Source organism: Nocardioides psychrotolerans, from assembly GCF_943371775.1.
Taxonomy (GTDB): Bacteria; Actinomycetota; Actinomycetes; order Propionibacteriales; family Nocardioidaceae; genus Nocardioides; species Nocardioides psychrotolerans_A.
Genome location: NZ_CALRWD010000038.1, coordinates 25,043 through 41,788, shown reverse-complemented (window position 1 = coordinate 41,788; position 16,746 = coordinate 25,043). Strand labels below are relative to the sequence as shown.

The window sequence follows — 16,746 nt, the reverse complement described above, 5'->3', positions numbered from 1 at the left end:
GTCCGGATCCGGGGTCGTCGGTGAACGAGGGGTGAACTCGACTTGCCCACTTGGCCACGAAATGTGGCTCGTGAGACGACAGTCACGTGAACAAGCCCCAGAGGGCTTGACTCAATGCATCCGATGACGCTCAGTCGCGACGACCTGGCCCTTGCGCAGGTGGGCCACGAGCATCTCCCCCAGGGCCAGCTGCGGGTCCTCGATCCCGAGTGCGTCGAAGACGGCCGGCAGCACGGGTCGGTGGGTGCAGACGACCGTCGGGCGAGGGTCCTCGAGCACGTCGTCGACGATCGCGCGCACCCGCTTGGCCGACGCGCCCTCCTCGCTCAGGTGCTGCTCGCACTCGAGCGGCCAACCTGTCGTGTCGGCGTACGGCGTCACGGTCTCGACGCACCGCAGGCTGCTGGAGGTGATGACCCGGGTGACGCCGTAGGCCGCGAGGAGCGGGACGAGGCGCTGGGCCTCGCTGCGGCCGGCGGCGAGCAGCGGACGCTCGACGTCGTCGGCGCGCCAGGCCTTGCGGGAGCGGGCCGCGGCATGGCGCAGGACGACCACCGGCTGGGTCTTGCGGCGGACCTTGAGCGCCTCGCGCAGCGTGTCGGCGTCGTAGAGGTAGGTGAGCCGCTCGAACGCCTCGGCAGCATCGACCCACTCGACGGCATCGATCTCGTCGTTGGCGAGGTAGCCGCTGACGTCGTCGTCGCCCAGGACCCGACCGGTCCAGTAGAAGACGGTCTTCATCCGCCCCGCGCTGCTGGTCAACGCATAGCGCTGGCTGCGCAGCGGCGGCCCCAGGCGCACGTGCAGTCCGGTCTCCTCAGCCACTTCGCGCACGGCGGCGGCCGCGGCGTGCTCGCCCCGGTCGAGCTTGCCCTTGGGGAAGGACCAGTCGTCGTACTTGGGACGATGGACCAGCAGCACCCGCTTGCCCGGACGGAACGCGACGACACCAGCGGACAGCACATCCTGAAGTCCAGACGCGGGCATGCGGGCTAGTCTCACACCACCCGAGCCACCTGAGGAGACCCGGCACCGCCGTGATCGCACCGTGAACACCCAGCGCCTGCGCCAGGTCGGCATCCTCGCCATCGTCGCGGCCCTCGTGGCAGGGCTGGCGGTGGTCGGTCTGCGCTGGTGGTCCGACCGCGACCGCACCGACCTGCAGCGCGCCATGGCCCTCGCGCCGGGCGACGGCGAACGCTTCTCGTGGACCGACTGGAGCGCCGTGCGCGACGAGCTCGGGATGGACCTCGACGCCGACTCGCCCTCCGAGTCGGTGACGGACCTCATGAACGCGGCCTACAGCGCCGACCTCTCCTCGACCTCCGCGCTGCCCGAGTCGGCGCAGGTGCTGCACGTGCAGTTCGGCTTCTCGCCGGCCTCGGCCGACTGGGAGCTCTTCAGCCAGTCGGCCGCCGGGGCGGTCGTGATGCTCCACCTGCCCGAGGACACCGACTGGGAGCGGATCCGCTCCCGGATCACCAACCTCGGCTTCACCGAGCCCGGCGAGGCCGACGGGATCTGGGACGGCGGCTCCGACGTGCTCGGCGCGATCGGCGGCAGCATCACGCCGGAGGTCAGCTACATCGCGCTCGACGAGGAGGAGCAGCTCGTCCTCACCAGCGACAACCGGGGCTACCTCGTCGAGGCGTTGGCGGGCGCGACGGGTGACGGCTCGACGGTCGAGGGCCTCTCGGAGGTCGTCGACGCGTCCGGGTCACCGTTGTCGGCCGCGATCTACACCGGGGCGCAGGCCTGCGGCGCGCTCGCGATGGGACAGGCCGACCCCGACGACCAGGCCCAGGGCGAGCAGCTGGTGCGGGAGGCCGGCGAGGTCAACGCCTACACGGGCTTCGCGATGTCGGTGCAGCCCGGCCTCGACCTGCGCGTGGCACTGTCCTTCGAGACCGACGAGCAGGCACGCACCAACGCCGACACCCGCGCGATCCTGGCCGCCGGCCCCGCGCCCGGCCAGGGCGGCGACTTCGCTGACCGCTTCACCCTCGGCCCCGTCGAGGCAGACGGGCCCGTCGTCACCCTGGCGCTCGAGCCGGTCGAGGGCAGCTATGTGCTCTCCGACCTCTCCAACGGGCCGGTGCTGTTCGCGACCTGCTGAGGGTGTGGATGGTTCGTGGCCCGGAAAGTGTGGGACGTTTTCGACCTTCCCGGGGCCTGCCGGGGTCGAAAACGTCCCGCACTTTCCCCCCGACGGCGACCTCAGGCGAACCGGCGCAGCCGGAGGCTGTTGGTGACCACGAAGACCGATGACAGGGCCATGGCGGCGCCGGCGAGCATCGGGTTGAGCAGGCCGAGGGCGGCGAGCGGCAGGGCGGCCACGTTGTAGGCGAAGGCCCAGAAGAGGTTGCCCTTGATGGTGGTCAGGGTGCGGCGGGCGAGGCGTACGGCGTCGGCGGCGACCAGCAGGTCTCCGCGCACGAGCGTCAGGTCGCTGGCCTCGATCGCCACGTCGGTGCCCGTGCCCATCGCGATGCCGAGGTCGGCCTGGGCGAGCGCGGCGGCGTCGTTGACCCCGTCGCCGATCATCGCCACGACCCGGCCCTCGGACTGCAGGCGCGACACCACCGCGAGCTTGTCGGCCGGCAGCACGTCGGCGACGACCTCGTCGATCCCGACCTCGGCCGCGACGGCACGTGCGGCACGCTCGTTGTCGCCGGTGAGCAGGATCGGGGACAGCCCGAGCCCGCGCAGCCGGGCCACGGCCTCCGCACTGCTCGGCTTGACCGTGTCGGCCACGACGAGCACGCCGCGCGCCTGGCCGTCCCAGCCGACCGCGACAGCGGTGCGCCCGGACGCCTCGGCGCGGTCGACGGCCGCAATCAGCTCGGGAGGCAGCGCCCAGCCCTGGTCGGCGAGCAACCGGGGGCGACCCACGACGACCTGACGGCCGTCGACGACGCCGCGCACGCCGAGTCCCTCGAGGTTGATGAAGTCGTCGGCGGCCACGACGCCCGGCACGGCCGCCGCGATCGCCCGGGCGATCGGGTGCTCGCTGGAGGCTTCGAGCGACGCCGCGGTCCGTCGTACGTCGTCGACGGCGGAGCCGTCCGCCGCCAAGGTCTCCACCAACGTCATGTGGCCGGTGGTCACGGTGCCGGTCTTATCGAGCACGACGGTGTCGATGCGTCGCGTTGACTCCAGCACCTCCGGACCGCGGATCAGGATGCCCAGCTGGGCGCCGCGACCGGTCCCGACCATCAGCGCGGTCGGCGTGGCCAGACCCAAGGCGCACGGGCAGGCGATGATCAGCACCGCGACGGCCGCGGTGAAGGCGGTCGCCGCGGACGCACCCGTCGCGAGCCACACCCCCAGCGTCGCCAGGGACAGGCCGATCACGATCGGCACGAAGATGCCCGAGACCCGGTCGGCCAGCCGCTGCACCTCGGCCTTGCCGTTCTGCGCCTCCTCGACCAGCCGCGCCATCTGGGCCAGCTGGGTGTCGGCGCCGACGCGCGTGGCGCGCACGACCAGGCGGCCGCTCGCGTTGACGGTCGCGCCCGTCACCTCGTCGCCGGGGCCGACCTCGACCGGCACCGGCTCCCCGGTGAGCATCGAGGCGTCGACGGCGGAGTGGCCGGACTCGACGACGCCGTCGGTGGCGACCTTCTCCCCCGGTCGTACGACGAGCAGGTCGCCGACCGCGAGGGACGCGGCGGGCACGCGGTGCTCGACGTCGCCGCGCAGAACGGTCACGTCCTTGGCGCCGAGGTCCATCAGCGCTCGCAGGGCGGAGCCCGCGCGGCGCTTGGAGCGCTTCTCGACGTAGCGCCCCGCGAGCAGGAACGTCGTGACGCCGGCTGCGACCTCGAGATAGATGTTGTCGAGCCCCGACGACCGGTCCACGGTCAGCTCGAAGGGGTGGGTCATGCCGGTCATGCCGGCGGTGCCGAAGAACAGCGCGACCAGCGACCAGCCGAAGGCGGCGAGCACCCCCACCGACACCAGGGTGTCCATGGTGGTGGCGCCGTGGCGGGCGTTGACGAGGGCGGCGCGGTGGAAGGGCCAGGCGCCCCACACCGCGACCGGAGCGGCGAGGGTGAGCGAGGCCCACTGCCAGTTGTCGAACTGCAGCGGCGAGGCCATCGACAGCAGGACGACGGGCACGCTGAGCACCACCGAGACCAGGAGCCGCTGACGCAGCGCGTCGAGCTCGGGATCGGCGTCCGGGTCGACACCGACATCGGCGCCCGCACCCGGAGCACCCGCCGGAGCCGGCAGGTCCGCGCCGTAGCCGGCCGCCGCGACGGTGGCGAGCAGGTCGTCGGTGGAGACGCCCGCGGGATAGGCGACCTTGGCCTTCTCGGTCGCGTAGTTGACGCTCGCGGTGACGCCGTCCAGCTTGTTGAGCTTGCGCTCGATCCGGTTGGCGCACGACGCGCAGGTCATGCCGGTGATGGCCAGCTCGATCTCGGAGGTGTCGACGGGGATGCTCATGTCGTCATCGGGTCACGCGAGGGCGTAACCCGCCTCCTCCACGGCTGCGGCGACGGCCGCGCGCTCGAGCGGGGCCGCGCTCGTGACGACGGCGGTCCCCGCGGTGTGGGACACCTCGACGCTCTCGACGCCGGGGAGCTCGCTGATCTCCTCGCGCACCGAGGCCTCGCAGTGGCCGCAGGTCATGCCGGTGATGGTCCAGGTGCTGATGTCGCTCATGCCTCCACCATATACCCCCCTTGGGTATGCGTCGAGCGGCACACAAAAACCCGCCGGCACAGGGTCCGGCGGGTCAGCGTCGATCGGAGAGGGGCGTCAGGCCTCGCGCCGCGGCTGGGGCGGCTGCGGGTTGACCCCGAGGATCTGGTCGATCTCGTCGGGCGAGAGGTGGTCGTCGGACTCACTCGCGGCGATGATGAGGTTGGTGGTGAGCTCCACCTCGCCGAGGAGGTCGACGTCTTCGAGAGTCACGTCGAACTGGTCGTACACGAGGGACCCCTATCTGGTCGGTGGGCGTGTATCCGAGCAAGCCTTCCCCCAGCAGGATACGCGCAAACGACACGGGATCCCCTGGTCACTATGGGCTATGCCACGCCTGCCCGAGGTGACCATGGCCGCAACCCCGGACTCGTGCCCACGGCGCCCGGGAGCAACCGCTTTAGAAACCACGAGGCCCCCCTCCCGAAGGAGGGGGGCCTCGTTTTGAAGACTATGCGTCTCGTCTGAGATCAGACGGGACGGACGTTCTCCGCCTGGGGGCCCTTGGGGCCCTGGGTGACGTCGAACTCAACCTTCTGGTTCTCGTCCAGGGACTTGTAGCCCTGGGTCTGGATTGCCGAGTAGTGCACGAAGACGTCGTCGCCGCCGTCCTCCTGCGCGATGAAGCCGAAGCCCTTCTCAGCGTTGAACCACTTCACGGTGCCTTGAGCCATGTTGCTGGTACTCCTGTTATCGGAACGAAAGCCGCCACTTCAGCGACCCGCATCAGATGCGGTGAAACGTCGCTCCGACCCGTGATTGGCAACACCACAAACCAGAAACGCCGTCGGATCACAAACTCCGCGGCCGTTGACCTGCTGGAACTTGCACCTTCTGCGCCTCCGACTCTACCAAGCGTTCGCGCAGAAGAAAGATTTCGGCTGCCTGTTTCCGCCCGGCCCCCATGAAGGTTGTGCGACGGGTCTGTGACGGCGCGGGAAACGACCCGGCGTGGCAGGGTTGAGGGCATGGACGACGACCCCGTGGCGGCCGCGTTCGGCGACCTCGGCGCCGACCTCTTCACCACCGACCCCGACCTGGTCGCGGGCTTCGCGCACGACGAGTCCCGCCTCACCGACCGGGCGCTGCCTGCGGGCGTGCTGTCGCCCCGCTCGACCCACGACGTCGCCGACCTGGCCCGCCGAGCGCACGCGCACGGCGTACCCCTGGTGGCGCGGGGCGCCGGCTCCGGCCTCTCCGGTGCCGCCAACGCACCCGTGGGGTCGGTCGTCCTGCGCACCCACCGGATGGCGGCGATCCTCGAGGTCGACGTCGCCGAGCGGCTCGCGGTGGTGCAGCCGGGGGTCGTGACCGCCGACCTGCGCGCGGCCGCCCGCGAGGTCGGGCTGTTCTACCCACCCGACCCCGGCTCCGTGGCGATCTCCACGGTCGGCGGCAACGTCGCGACCGATGCGGGTGGCATGTGCTGCGTGAAGTATGGCGTGACCGGTGACTTCGTGCTGGGCCTCGAGGTCGTCCTGGCCGACGGGACCGTGGTGCGCACGGGGCGTCGTACGGCGAAGGGGGTCGCGGGCTATGACCTCACCAGCCTCTTCGTCGGCTCCGAGGGCACGCTCGGGATCATCACCGAGATCACCGTGCGACTGCTGCCGGCGCCCGCCCCCGCCCAGACCCTCGTCGCGACCTTCGACTCCCTGGCCTCGGCCGGGCAGGCGGTCGCCGCGATCGCCGGGTCGGGGCTGGCCGTGTCGATGCTGGAGATCATGGACCGCACAACGCTGCGCGCCGTCGACGCGCGCACCGCGATGGGGTTCGACCCCGACGTGGCCGCGATGGTGCTGGCCCAGGCCGACGACACCGCTGCTGCCACGACCGTCGCCGCCCTCGCGGCACTGTGCACCGACCACGGCGCCGTCGACGTCGCGACCTCCGAGGACCCCGACGAGGCCGAGCTTCTCCTGGAGGCCCGGCGACAGGCCCTGCCGGCCCTCGAGGACCTTGGCGACTGGCTCCTCGACGACGTCTGCGTCCCCCGCTCCCGCATCGTCGACCTGCTCTCGGGCGTCGAGGAGATCGGCGGGGCCGAGTCGTTGACGATCGGGGTCTTCGGCCACGCGGGCGACGGCAACATGCACCCGACGGTGATCTACGACGAGCGTGAACCCGCCAGTCGCGCCTCCGCGGGCCGGGCCTTCGACGCCATCACCCGCCTCGCCCTCGACCTGGGCGGCACCATCACCGGCGAGCACGGGGTCGGCCGGCTCAAGACCGGGTGGCTGACCCAGGAGCTCGACCCCGACTCGCTCGCGCTGCAGCGACGGGTCAAGGACGCGCTCGACCCCACCGGGATCCTCAACCCCGGTGCGGTGCTCGACTGATCAAGTCGTCCTTGGTCAGCGCGGACCGGTCGGAGGCCGCCGAGGTGCGGTCCGACTTGGAGTACAGCCGGTCGATCGCGGCAGAGCGCCGGGCCTGGTGGTCGTGGTCGGCCGCCTCCGGGTCGAGGAAGGCCCGCTTGCTGGCGGCCGCGTCCCGCTCGTCCGCCGCCGCGTCGCGCGCCTCGGCCGCCTGGTCGCGTGCCTCCGCCGCAGCGAGCACCCGCTTCGCGGTCGAGGAGCGCCGTGCGCTGGACGCGGAGTCGACGGGCGCATCGTCCTGGTCGTTCTCGTCCGAGGCCATCGCTCCATCAGAGCACACTCGGTCGGGAGCAGACCGGCCCGGCCAGGTCGCGCCAACCTTCTGAGCCCTCCGAAGCGTTCCTCGCGTGACACCATCGCCGACGAGGAGCAGCGCGTGCAGGAGCAGGAGTTCACCGAGTGGGCAGCCGGGTGCCAGCGGTCCCTGCTGCGCTCGGCCTACCTGCTGACCGGCGACCTGCACCGTGCGCAGGACCTGGTCCAGGAGGCGCTGGTCAAGGTCGCGCTGCGCTGGTCGCAGCTGCGCGAGGGCAACCCCACTGCCTACGCCCGCCGGATCATCGTGCGCGACAACGTGAGCTGGTGGCGCCGGCGCCGCGAGACGGCGGTGGCGGACCCCGAGGGCCCGGCCCCCGACGGCGTGAGCAGCGACCCGGTGACCGCCATGGTCGTACGACGAGCCCTGCTGCGCCTCACCCCCGCCCAACGGGCGGTGCTGGTGCTGCGGCACTTCGACGACCTGTCGGAGCGCGAGACCGCCGACGTGCTCGGCGTCAGCATCGGCACCGTCAAGAGCCAGAACTCCGCCGCCCTGGCCCGGCTCCGCACCGGCGCACCCGAGCTGCTCGACCTGATCGGAGAACGTCATGAGTGACCTGCACGCGCTGCTCGACCACGCGACGGACGGGATCGAGAGCCCTCGACTGGAGCAGGTCGCACTGCGCACGGCCCACCGTCGGCGCACGCGGCGTCGGGGTGCGGCCGCAGCAACCGTGGCGTCGACGCTCGTCGCGGTGGTCGCCCTCGTCGGCAGCCAGACCAGCGGAGGACGCAGCGACAGCATGCCGCCTGCCATGCCGCCCGGCCTCACCCCCACCGTCACGCCGCCGACGCCGTCCACGCCCGCGCTCGAGGCAACGGCGAGTTGGGACCCCCGCGACGTCGACGACCTGTCCGGCGCCCCGGCCCGGGTCGTGCCCGCCCTGCCCGACGTCATCGACCCCCCGTCTTCCTCTCCGCTGCTGGCCGACGAGCCGGTCGGCAGCGCTGTCGTCGCCGTCGAGGAGCGCGGGACCGCGCAGGTGCTCGGCCCCGACGGCGAGTGGCGCACGGTGCCGCTCGACGGTCGCTACCCGAGGATCGCGCTCAGCCCGGGCGGGACACGGCTGGCGGTCTACTACTACGTGGACACCGAGGACCCGGACCACACCTACGACGTGACGGTGCACGACCTGGCGACCGGCGGCAGCACCGTGCTCGAGCCGCCACCGGGCTTCGTGCCGTGGGACGACACGGGCTGGTCGTTCCTCGACGAGGACCTGCTGCTGCTCACCAGCGGCCCGGCGTCGTACGCCGTCTCCCTGAGCAGCGGTGCCACCGAGCCGAGGCCCTACCGTGCCGGCCTCTCACGCACGGTCGACCCGGACGGCGAGGTGCTGGTGAGCTCGGACTGGAGCGAGCCCAACGTGCTCCTCGACTACGCCGGTGGGGCCCCGCGCGAGGTCAGCATGGCGCGGACCGGACGGCTCGCGAGGATCGTCGCGGACGACGACACCGTGGTCGGCACGTCCTACGAGAACGGGCCCTTCGCGGTCTACGTCGCCGACCGCGCGACCCTCACGCCCCGGGCCACGCTGCCGGTCGTCGACACGGACGGCAACTACAGCAACTGGGCGCTGGGACCCCAGGCCCTCCTCGCCGACGGCACCGTCCTGTTGCGGGTGGCAGCGCTCGGGCGCGGCCGCGCCACCGGCTTCCGGCTGGTGCTGTGGGAGCCCGGGACCGGTGACTTGTCGGTGGTCAGCTCCTCCGACCTGCCGGTCGAGGCGTCGGTGGTGTTCGCGTCCGGGTTGCTGCGGAGCTGAGAGCGGCGCCCGCGTCAGCAGGTCGGTGAGTACGCCGTCTTCGTCAGCGCCGCGCCGGCCCGCGACTGCCGACCGGTGTCGAGCGTCCAGGCTCGCACCCAGTCGACGGAGAACTGGCTGCCGTTGTGCTCGGTGGCGTTGTCCAGGCCGACCATGCTGACTCGCGGCACGAGCGCCTTGCCGGCGACCACGGTGCGCTTCGACGTGGTGGCGAACGCCTTGCCGTCGAAGAACCAGGTGATGTGGTCGCGGGCCACCTCGACGGCGAAGTTGTGCAGACCGCTCCACGCCGGGGCCGGCCGGGTGCGCGTCCACTCAGAGCGCGCCTGCTGGGAGCGGACCCCCACGGCGTAGGACTTCGCGCCCAGAGCCATGTCGGCCACGCGGATCGTCTCGGGCGCGCAGGCACCGGGTGCGGTGCCCTCCGGCACGAGCTCGACGCGCATCCCGAAGTCCCGCCCGTCCTGCTCGAAGACGTTCTGCCAGATGCGGAACTCCCACCGCCCGTAGCGCTGCGCGTTGCGGACCACGGTGGCCGACGTCGTGCCCCGGTCGCCCGGACCCTGGTGGATCAGCTTGCTCTGAAGGCCAGCGCGTTGAAGGGCACCACCCGTCCGCTGCCGGTCGAGTACTCCTCCCAGCCACCCTTGAGGACCTCGCCGCGGGTGGGCGGAGAGGACAGGGACTGGCCGTACTCCCAGGCGAAGTCGTAGGTCGGTCGGAACCACCCGTGCTGCGTGCTCGCGTCGGTCGCACCGGTCGAGTCGGTCTCCGGCGGCAGCGGCTCGCGATCGGTCGGGCGTGGCAGGGCCGCGCCGAGGATGTCGGGCAGGAGGCTGGACCGGACGTACGTCGGCCAGGAGACGCTCCAGCCGATGTCGCTGCCCGCCGCGGTGACGTCGCCGACCTTGGCGCGCAGGACGCGCTCGCCGAGCAGCGAGGCGGTGAGGTCGAAGGACGCCAGCCCGCGCTCGTCCGCACGTGCGGTGCCGATGGTGCGCCACTGGCCGTCGGAGGTCCGCTCCTGGAGGGTGACGACCCGGCCCGCGAACACCGGCGGCTCGAGCTCGCGGTGGGTGTAGATGTCGGCGGCGGAGTCGACCACGACCGTGTACCTGGACAGCGACCCCACCGTGACGACCGCGCTGCGCTCGTCGGCTCCGTCGACCGCGAGGGTCACGGCCTGGGGGCGGGCGTAGAACCGTCGCGGCGTGCTGACCAGGTCGCCGCCGACCACGCGATAGCTGATGTCGAACATCGAGGGCGCGGGGAAGCGGAACCTGTAGGCACCGGACGCGGTCGTGTGGTGGTCACTCCCCTTGACGTCGGTCCACCGGTCTCCGGGGCGGTTCATGTGGAACTGCAGGTGGATCGCGCGGCGCCCGGGCCGCGGCAGCTTGCCCGTGAAGGTGAGCGCCTGGCCAGCGACGTGGGCCGCCGGCGTCACCGTGAGCGTCCCGATGCTGCGTGCCTGCGCGATGGTGGACGGTGCGGGCGCCCCGGACGCCTCGGGGGTCGGGAGTGCGGCGGCGCCGAACACCGCCCCGGCGACGACGAGGGCGGAGAGGGCGCGACGCACCCGCGACGCGTCGACGTGATGACGGTGCACAAGGCCCCCGGTCTCGCATGTGCTGCTCGGTGCTCGACACCAGTATCGGCGCGCAGCGACCCTCACCTGAGGCATTGGGGCAACCGGTCAGCCGGGCCGGTCGGCGGGAAGCTGGAGCTGGCCGGTGGGAGCGACACGGCTGCCCCGGGCCGCATCAGGGAGGCTCGGGGGCCGGCAGGCATAATCACCGCTGGATCAGGGCCCCTAGCTCAATTGGCAGAGCAGGAGACTTTTAATCTCTTGGTTGTGGGTTCGAGTCCCACGGGGCCTACCGAGTGCACCTGTCGCCTCTGCAGGGCGTGCTCAGCCGACGACGAGGACGTGCAGCGTGCGGGGGCCGTGGACGCCCTCGACGCGGTCGAGCTCGATGTCGCTGGTGGCCGACGGCCCGCTGATCCAGGTCAGGGCCCGCGAGGGGTCGAGGCGGCTCATCGCGTCGGGGACGTCGGCGACCACCTGGTGCTCGGCCACGATGCACACGTGCACGTCCGGCACGAGCGAGATCGCGCGTCGGCCCTGGTCGGGGCCGTGGTCGAGCACGATGGTGCCGGTCTCGGAGATCCCGACCGCGGCGCGCGTGACGACGGCGTCGAGCGCGTCGAGCGCGGCAGCGGTGAGGCCGTCGTCGACGACCTGGCCGGGGACGTCGAGCCCCAGTCCGGGAGGTACGACGACCCGTGCGCCGTGTGGGAGGGCTGCGGCGACGCGCGCCGACAGGTCCGCGACGCTGCAGCGCTCCACGACCGCGCGGTAGTCGGCCACGCGCTCGGCGAAGAGCGCGACCAGGTCGTCGGGGGCGACCCCGACCGGGGACGGCACGGGCTCCGGCGACGGCGTCGCGTCGGCCAGCGCCGCGCGCACCGCCGCCAGGATGTCGTCGCGGGCGCTCATGACCCACCACCGCCCTGGCGGCCCAGACGACCGACCCGTTGCCACCACGCACGGAACGACTCGGCCGGCGGCGCCGGCAGGTCGCGAGCGCTGGTCCAGGCGCCACCCGGCCCGGGCAGCTTGCCGGAGGCGGAGCGACCGCCGGGCAGCGAGACGCCGAACATCCGCTTCATGACCCGCCCGGCGACACCCGAGGCTCGCTCGGCGCGACCCAGGCGGCGTGCGTCGGAGAAGGCCCAGGCGGCGCCCTTCATCGCGACCGCCTCCGCGCTCGGCACCGTGTCGGTCCGGTGTGCGTCGACGACCTTCGAGCGCAGGTGCACCAGCACCTCGGGGATGTCGATGCGCACGGGGCAGACCTCGAAGCACGCGCCGCACAACGACGACGCGTAGGGCAACGAGTCGACCTGCTTGTCGCCGGTGCCCTGCATCAGTGGGTTGAGGATCGCCCCGATCGGTCCGGGGTAGACCGAGCCGTAGGCGTGCCCGCCCGTGCGCTCGTAGACCGGGCACACGTTGAGGCAGGCCGAGCAGCGGATGCAGCGCAGCGCCTGACGACCCACCTGGTCGGCCAGCGCACGGGTGCGCCCGTTGTCCAGCAGTACGACGTGCACCTCCTGCGGGCCGTCGCCCGGCGTGACGCCGGACCAGGTGGAGGTGTAGGGATTCATCCGCTCCCCGGTCGAGGAGCGCGGGAGCAGCCGCAGCAACGGGTCGAGCTCGGCCCAGGTGGGCACGACCTTCTCGATGCCCACGACGCTGATCAGCACCTCGGGCAGCGTCAGGCACATCCGGCCGTTGCCCTCAGACTCCACGACCACCAGCGTGCCGGTCTCCGACACCGCGAAGTTGGCCCCCGAGACACCCACCTTGGCCCGCAGGAACTTCTCACGCAGCTGCGCCCGAGCCGCGGCGGCCAGCATCGCGGGCTCGTCGGTCAGGTCCGCGGGTGCGGGTCGCCCCGCACCGGCCATCTCGCGCAGGAAGATCTCGCGCACCTCGGCGCGGTTGCGGTGGATCGCCGGCACCAGGATGTGGCTCGGCAGGTCGCCCCCCAGCTGCACGATCAGCTCGGCCAGGTCGGTCTCCCACGCCGCGATGCCGGCCGCGGCCAGCGCGCCGTTGAGGTCGATCTCCTGCGTCACCATCGACTTGACCTTCACGACCTCGTCGACACCGTGACCCTGCGCGATGCCCACGACGATCGCGTTGGCCTCGGCCGCGTCGCGCGCCCAGTGCACCGCGGCACCGCCCGCGACCAACGTGCGCTCGAGCTCCTCCAGGTGGGTCGCGAGGTCGAGCAGCGCCCGCTCCTTGACCGCCGCACCCGCCAGGCGCAGGTCCTCCCAGTTGTCGACCTCACCGACCACGGCGGCCCGCTTGGCGCGGATGACACCGGTGGCGTGGGCGAGGTTGTGGCGCAGCTGGGTGTCGCCCAGCGCGGCCCGGGCGGCGACCGGGAAGGCCGGCATCCCCACGAACGTGCCGGTCATCGCGCACCCCCGACGACAGCGCCGAACGGTGCGTCCTCGGTCGACGCGAGGATCTCGGCGAGGTGCATGACCCGCACCCCGGAGCGCTGCCGCGACAGGATCCCCCCGACGTGCATCAGGCAGGAGTTGTCACCGGCCACCATCACCTCGGCACCCGTCGAGCGCACGTGCCGGGCCTTGTCGGCGCCCATCGCGATCGAGGTGTCGGCGTTCTTCAGCGCGAAGGTGCCCCCGAAGCCGCAGCACTCCTCGGCCGACGGCAGGTCGACCATCCGCAGACCGCGCACCGCGGCCAGCAGGCGCGAGGGCCGGTCCCCCACCCCGAGCATCCGCAGCGAGTGACACGTCGGGTGGTAGGTCACGCGGTGCGGGAAGTAGGCACCCACGTCGACCACGCCGAGCACGTCGACGAGGAACTCGGTGAGCTCGTAGACCTTCGGCGACGTCTCCGCGACAGCCACAGCCAGGCCCGCGTCGCCCGAGCGCCGCGCCACGATCCCGTGCTGGTGGCGGGCCGAGCCCGCGCACGATCCGCTGGGCGTCACGATCGCGTCGAAGCCGGCGAAGGCGTCGACGAACGTGCGCACCACGGGCACCGCCTCGTCGAGGTAGCCGGTGTTGACCATCGGCTGCGCACAGCACGTCTGCGCCGCGGGGAACTCCACGTCCACCCCGAGCCGGCGCAGCAGCGCCACGACCGCCTTCCCCGTCTCGGGGAACATCGCGTCGTTGACGCACGTCACCATCAGGGCCACCCTCATCGGCCCATCATGACCCGCCTCCGAGGGGGTCCGACGCCCGGCCCGAGACGCGTCGTGTGTCCGACAACGCGGCCCGGCGCTGCCGGCGGCACACGACCGCACTCCAGGCGGCGATCAACATCCCTCCCGGGGCTTGCCCGATTCGCTCACGCGCCCGCGACGTTCGGGCCACACTGGCGTCACACCAGGCACCCGCGACGCGACCGGCGCCGCCCGGACGAGGAGGCACGTGCACACCACCACCCCGTCCCAGCGTCCGCACCTGTGGGAGGTCGGCCTGGTCCTGCTCGCGATGGCCCTCACGTTCGTCGTGTCCGTCGCCACCGACCTGGCCGAGGTGCGGGCTCGGTGGCTGCTGAGGCACGAGGCCTACAACGTCGACGAGCTCATCTTCACCGGGGTCGTGGGGATGGTCGGTTTCGCCATCGTCGCCTGGCGCCGGACGCGACTCCTGGGGGCCGAGCTCCAGCGCAACGCCCAGATCGACCTGGCACTGCGAGAGACGACGCAGCGCTACCGCTCACTCTTCGACTACCACCCGAGCGCGGTGTTCTCCCTCGACCTGGAGGGCCGCTTCACCAGCGTCAACGCAGCGGCCGAGCAGATCAGCGGCTACTCCGCCAGGGAGCTGGAGGGGATGTCCTTCGCCGAGCTGCTGCCCGTCGAGGAGCTCGACCCGATGCTAGCCACGTTCGCCCTGCTGGTCGCCCGCGAGCCCCAGCGCTTCGAGGTGGGCTTCCACCACAAGGGCGGCGCGACCGTGGACCTGCGCATCACCGGCCTGCCGATCATCGTGGGTGACGAGGTGGTCGGGGTCTACGGCATCGCCGAGGACGTCACCGAGCACAACCTGATGCAGGCAGAGCTGGCCGAGGCCCGCCGGTCGGCCGAGGAGGCGAGCGACGCCAAGTCCCTCTTCCTCGCCACGATGAGCCACGAGATCCGCACGCCGCTCACGAGCATCCTCGCCGCGGTCGAGGTGCTGGCCGCGGACGACCTCGACCCCGGCCAGCGCCACCTCGCCGAGATCATGGGCCGTCAGGGGCACGCCCTGCTGCGACTGGTCGAGGAGATCCTGGACTTCTCCCGGATCGAGGCCGGGATCATCGAGCTGGAGACCGTCGACGTCGACCTGATCGCGCTCGTCGACGAGGCGCTCGCCCACCACTCCCCCGCGGCCGAGGCGAAGGGGCTCCGGCTCCACGCGACCATGGACCCGGGCCTGCCGCAGGACCTCTCCGGCGACGTGAACCGGCTCGGCCAGGTGCTCTGCAACCTGATCGGCAACGCGGTGAAGTTCACCGACTCCGGCTGGGTGCACGTGCAGGTCACCCAGGACCCCAGCCCGCACCGGCCGGTCATCCGCTTCACCGTCGCCGACTCCGGCATCGGGGTCACGGCCGAGCAGCAGGTCGGGCTCTTCGACTCCTTCCAGCAGGCCGACTCCTCGATCACGCGCCGCTTCGGCGGCACGGGTCTCGGGCTGGCGATCTGCCGACAGTTGGTCACGGCCATGGGCGGCACGATCGGCCTGGAGTCGACGCCCGGCGAGGGCAGCACGTTCACGGTGACGGTGCCCCTCGCCCGTCGTACGACGGCGCCCCCGACCTCAGTCACGACGACTGCGTAGCCGGGATCACATACCGGGAGTCTGTTTGATACCTCCCTATTGACGTAGATTCAACAGCATGTCGTTCCGCGCCCGTGCCCTGCTCACCGTCGTCCTCGCCGTGGGCATCAGCCCCCTCGCCGCGCCTGCCACCGGCGCGCCCGCACCGGCACCGGTAGCGGCACCGACAGCGACCCCGGCCGCAGCCGACCGCGGCACCGAGGTCGTCTCGCGCACCGTCTCCTTCAACCTGACCAACACCGGTCACAGCCTGCTGTCCTGTCCCGCGGACAACAAGGCCTACCCGGTCCGCGCCCGGCTCGTCGGCCCGCGCCAGAAGGTCCTCGGCTACGTCGGCAGCACCCGGATGAACGTGCTGGTCCATGACGCGGGCACCGGCGGCTGGTTCTGGAGCCTGCGCCAGCACCCCGCCTACGACTACGCCACGCAGCTGGGTCGTCAGGGCGAGCTCTCCGTGGTCCTGGACCGCCTCGGCTATGACAAGAGCCCCCTCGCCAACGGCCGCAGCACCTGCCTCGACGCCCAGGCCCACATGCTCCACCAGGTCGTCCAGCACCTCTTCTCCGGCATCTACGACTTCACCCAGGGGGGCTTCACCCCGCCCCACGCCTCGTCGGTCGTCGTGCACGGCCACGGCACCGGCGGCGCGATCGCCCAGCTCGAGGCCGCCCGCTACGACGACGTCGCCGGGCTGGTGCTGATGTCCTGGGCCGGCTCCAACGCCTCCCAGCTGGCTGTCGACCAGGCCCGTCAGCAGACGTCGGCCTGCCTGACCGGCAGCGGCTACGCGGCGTACGGCGCCAGCAGGGCGGCCTTCCAGCGACTGCTCTTCGCGAGCGCCCCTGCCGCCGTCCGGCGCACCGCGACCGCCCAGCGCAACGCGACCCCCTGCGGCGACGTGACCAGCCTCGCCTCCACCCTGCTGTCCTCCGTCCTGACCGCGGGACAGGTCGAGGCACCGGTGCTGCTGATGTCGGGCAGCAAGGACGCCCGCGTGCGCCGCGACGCCACCCAGGACACCGCCGCGTCGTTCCGCAACAGCGAGAAGGTCACGACCCGGGTCATCGCCGGCGCCGGCAGCGCCCTCCCGCTCGAGAAGTCCGCCCCGCGGACCCGCGCGGCCGTGCTGCGCTGGCTGCGCGCGCTCTGACACCAGCCACCGCACGCACCTCCCGCACGCGCTCCGGCGT

The 16,746-nt window shown here is 72.1% G+C and carries 17 protein-coding genes and 1 tRNA gene; 7 read left to right on the top strand and 11 right to left on the bottom strand.

All coding sequences use genetic code 11. The features are described 5' to 3' along the window. Positions 1-111: 111 nt before the first annotated feature. On the bottom strand, positions 112-987 hold the full coding sequence (locus AAG827_RS12385; protein ID WP_341926319.1) for an NUDIX domain-containing protein: 876 nt from the start codon (positions 985-987) through the stop codon (positions 112-114). A gap of 61 nt (positions 988-1,048) precedes the next feature. On the opposite strand from AAG827_RS12385, the gene AAG827_RS12380 reads away from it, so the two are divergent. Continuing rightward, complete coding sequence (locus AAG827_RS12380; RefSeq protein WP_341926318.1) at positions 1,049-2,116, top strand: hypothetical protein; 1,068 nt, start codon at positions 1,049-1,051, stop codon at positions 2,114-2,116. Positions 2,117-2,217: 101 nt separating this feature from the next. Here AAG827_RS12380 and AAG827_RS12375 read toward each other — a convergent pair whose 3' ends face one another. The 4 genes from AAG827_RS12375 to AAG827_RS12360 all read right to left on the bottom strand — a co-directional run bounded on the left by AAG827_RS12375 (position 2,218) and on the right by AAG827_RS12360 (position 5,384). Continuing rightward, complete coding sequence (locus tag AAG827_RS12375) at positions 2,218-4,452, bottom strand: heavy metal translocating P-type ATPase (protein WP_341926317.1); 2,235 nt, start codon at positions 4,450-4,452, stop codon at positions 2,218-2,220. Positions 4,453-4,464: 12 nt separating this feature from the next. Then, positions 4,465-4,671, bottom strand: coding sequence for a heavy-metal-associated domain-containing protein (locus AAG827_RS12370; RefSeq protein ID WP_341926316.1), 207 nt, complete (start codon positions 4,669-4,671; stop codon positions 4,465-4,467). Between the two features lie 96 nt (positions 4,672-4,767). After that, the gene (locus tag AAG827_RS12365; RefSeq protein ID WP_309650022.1) at positions 4,768-4,941 is read right to left on the bottom strand and encodes a hypothetical protein; all 174 of its coding nucleotides are present in this window, start codon (positions 4,939-4,941) and stop codon (positions 4,768-4,770) included. 239 nt (positions 4,942-5,180) lie between these two features. After that, positions 5,181-5,384: a cold-shock protein gene (locus tag AAG827_RS12360; protein ID WP_056863399.1), complete on the bottom strand. Its 204-nt coding sequence runs from the start codon at positions 5,382-5,384 to the stop codon at positions 5,181-5,183. Between the two features lie 294 nt (positions 5,385-5,678). Between AAG827_RS12360 and AAG827_RS12355 the strand changes: the two genes are divergently transcribed. Beyond that, a complete protein-coding gene (locus AAG827_RS12355; RefSeq protein WP_341926314.1) occupies positions 5,679-7,049 on the top strand; it encodes an FAD-linked oxidase C-terminal domain-containing protein in 1,371 nt (456 codons plus the stop codon). Here the strand turns inward: AAG827_RS12355 and AAG827_RS12350 are convergent. Then, entirely contained in the window at positions 7,024-7,350 is a 327-nt protein-coding gene (locus AAG827_RS12350; protein ID WP_341926313.1) for a hypothetical protein, read from the bottom strand. The genes AAG827_RS12355 and AAG827_RS12350 overlap by 26 nt on opposite strands. A gap of 114 nt (positions 7,351-7,464) precedes the next feature. On the opposite strand from AAG827_RS12350, the gene AAG827_RS12345 reads away from it, so the two are divergent. Next, positions 7,465-7,962 carry a SigE family RNA polymerase sigma factor gene (locus AAG827_RS12345; protein WP_341926312.1) on the top strand — a complete coding sequence of 166 codons (498 nt, stop codon included), beginning with the start codon at positions 7,465-7,467 and terminating at the stop codon, positions 7,960-7,962. Next, on the top strand, positions 7,955-9,172 hold the full coding sequence (locus AAG827_RS12340) for a hypothetical protein (protein ID WP_341926311.1): 1,218 nt from the start codon (positions 7,955-7,957) through the stop codon (positions 9,170-9,172). Before AAG827_RS12345 ends, AAG827_RS12340 begins: the two co-directional genes overlap by 8 nt. A 14-nt stretch (positions 9,173-9,186) precedes the next feature. Here the strand turns inward: AAG827_RS12340 and AAG827_RS12335 are convergent, their stop codons facing one another. Continuing rightward, positions 9,187-9,702: a hypothetical protein gene (locus AAG827_RS12335; RefSeq protein ID WP_341926310.1), complete on the bottom strand. Its 516-nt coding sequence runs from the start codon at positions 9,700-9,702 to the stop codon at positions 9,187-9,189. Positions 9,703-9,743: 41 nt separating this feature from the next. Continuing rightward, positions 9,744-10,751, bottom strand: coding sequence for a hypothetical protein (locus AAG827_RS12330; RefSeq protein WP_341926309.1), 1,008 nt, complete (start codon positions 10,749-10,751; stop codon positions 9,744-9,746). Between the two features lie 228 nt (positions 10,752-10,979). On the opposite strand from AAG827_RS12330, the gene AAG827_RS12325 reads away from it, so the two are divergent. Then, positions 10,980-11,052: transfer RNA gene (locus AAG827_RS12325), tRNA-Lys, on the top strand. Positions 11,053-11,084: 32 nt separating this feature from the next. Here AAG827_RS12325 and AAG827_RS12320 read toward each other — a convergent pair. From AAG827_RS12320 to AAG827_RS12310, 3 genes are read right to left on the bottom strand one after another with little or no spacing between them, the layout of a single operon-like run. Beyond that, positions 11,085-11,672 carry an LUD domain-containing protein gene (locus AAG827_RS12320; protein ID WP_341926308.1) on the bottom strand — a complete coding sequence of 196 codons (588 nt, stop codon included), beginning with the start codon at positions 11,670-11,672 and terminating at the stop codon, positions 11,085-11,087. Continuing rightward, positions 11,669-13,165, bottom strand: a complete 1,497-nt coding sequence (locus tag AAG827_RS12315) for a lactate utilization protein B (protein ID WP_341926307.1) — start codon at positions 13,163-13,165, stop codon at positions 11,669-11,671. Before AAG827_RS12315 ends, AAG827_RS12320 begins: the two co-directional genes overlap by 4 nt. After that, the gene (locus AAG827_RS12310; protein ID WP_341926306.1) at positions 13,162-13,926 is read right to left on the bottom strand and encodes a (Fe-S)-binding protein; all 765 of its coding nucleotides are present in this window, start codon (positions 13,924-13,926) and stop codon (positions 13,162-13,164) included. The genes AAG827_RS12315 and AAG827_RS12310 overlap by 4 nt, the downstream gene beginning before the upstream one ends. 229 nt (positions 13,927-14,155) lie before the next feature. Here AAG827_RS12310 and AAG827_RS12305 point away from each other — a divergent pair, with 229 nt between their 5' ends. Together AAG827_RS12305 and AAG827_RS12300 are read left to right on the top strand one after the other, a co-directional pair. Beyond that, positions 14,156-15,556: an ATP-binding protein gene (locus tag AAG827_RS12305; protein WP_341926304.1), complete on the top strand. Its 1,401-nt coding sequence runs from the start codon at positions 14,156-14,158 to the stop codon at positions 15,554-15,556. Positions 15,557-15,614: 58 nt separating this feature from the next. Next, positions 15,615-16,706 carry an alpha/beta hydrolase gene (locus AAG827_RS12300; protein ID WP_341926303.1) on the top strand — a complete coding sequence of 364 codons (1,092 nt, stop codon included), beginning with the start codon at positions 15,615-15,617 and terminating at the stop codon, positions 16,704-16,706. Positions 16,707-16,746: the final 40 nt, after the last annotated feature.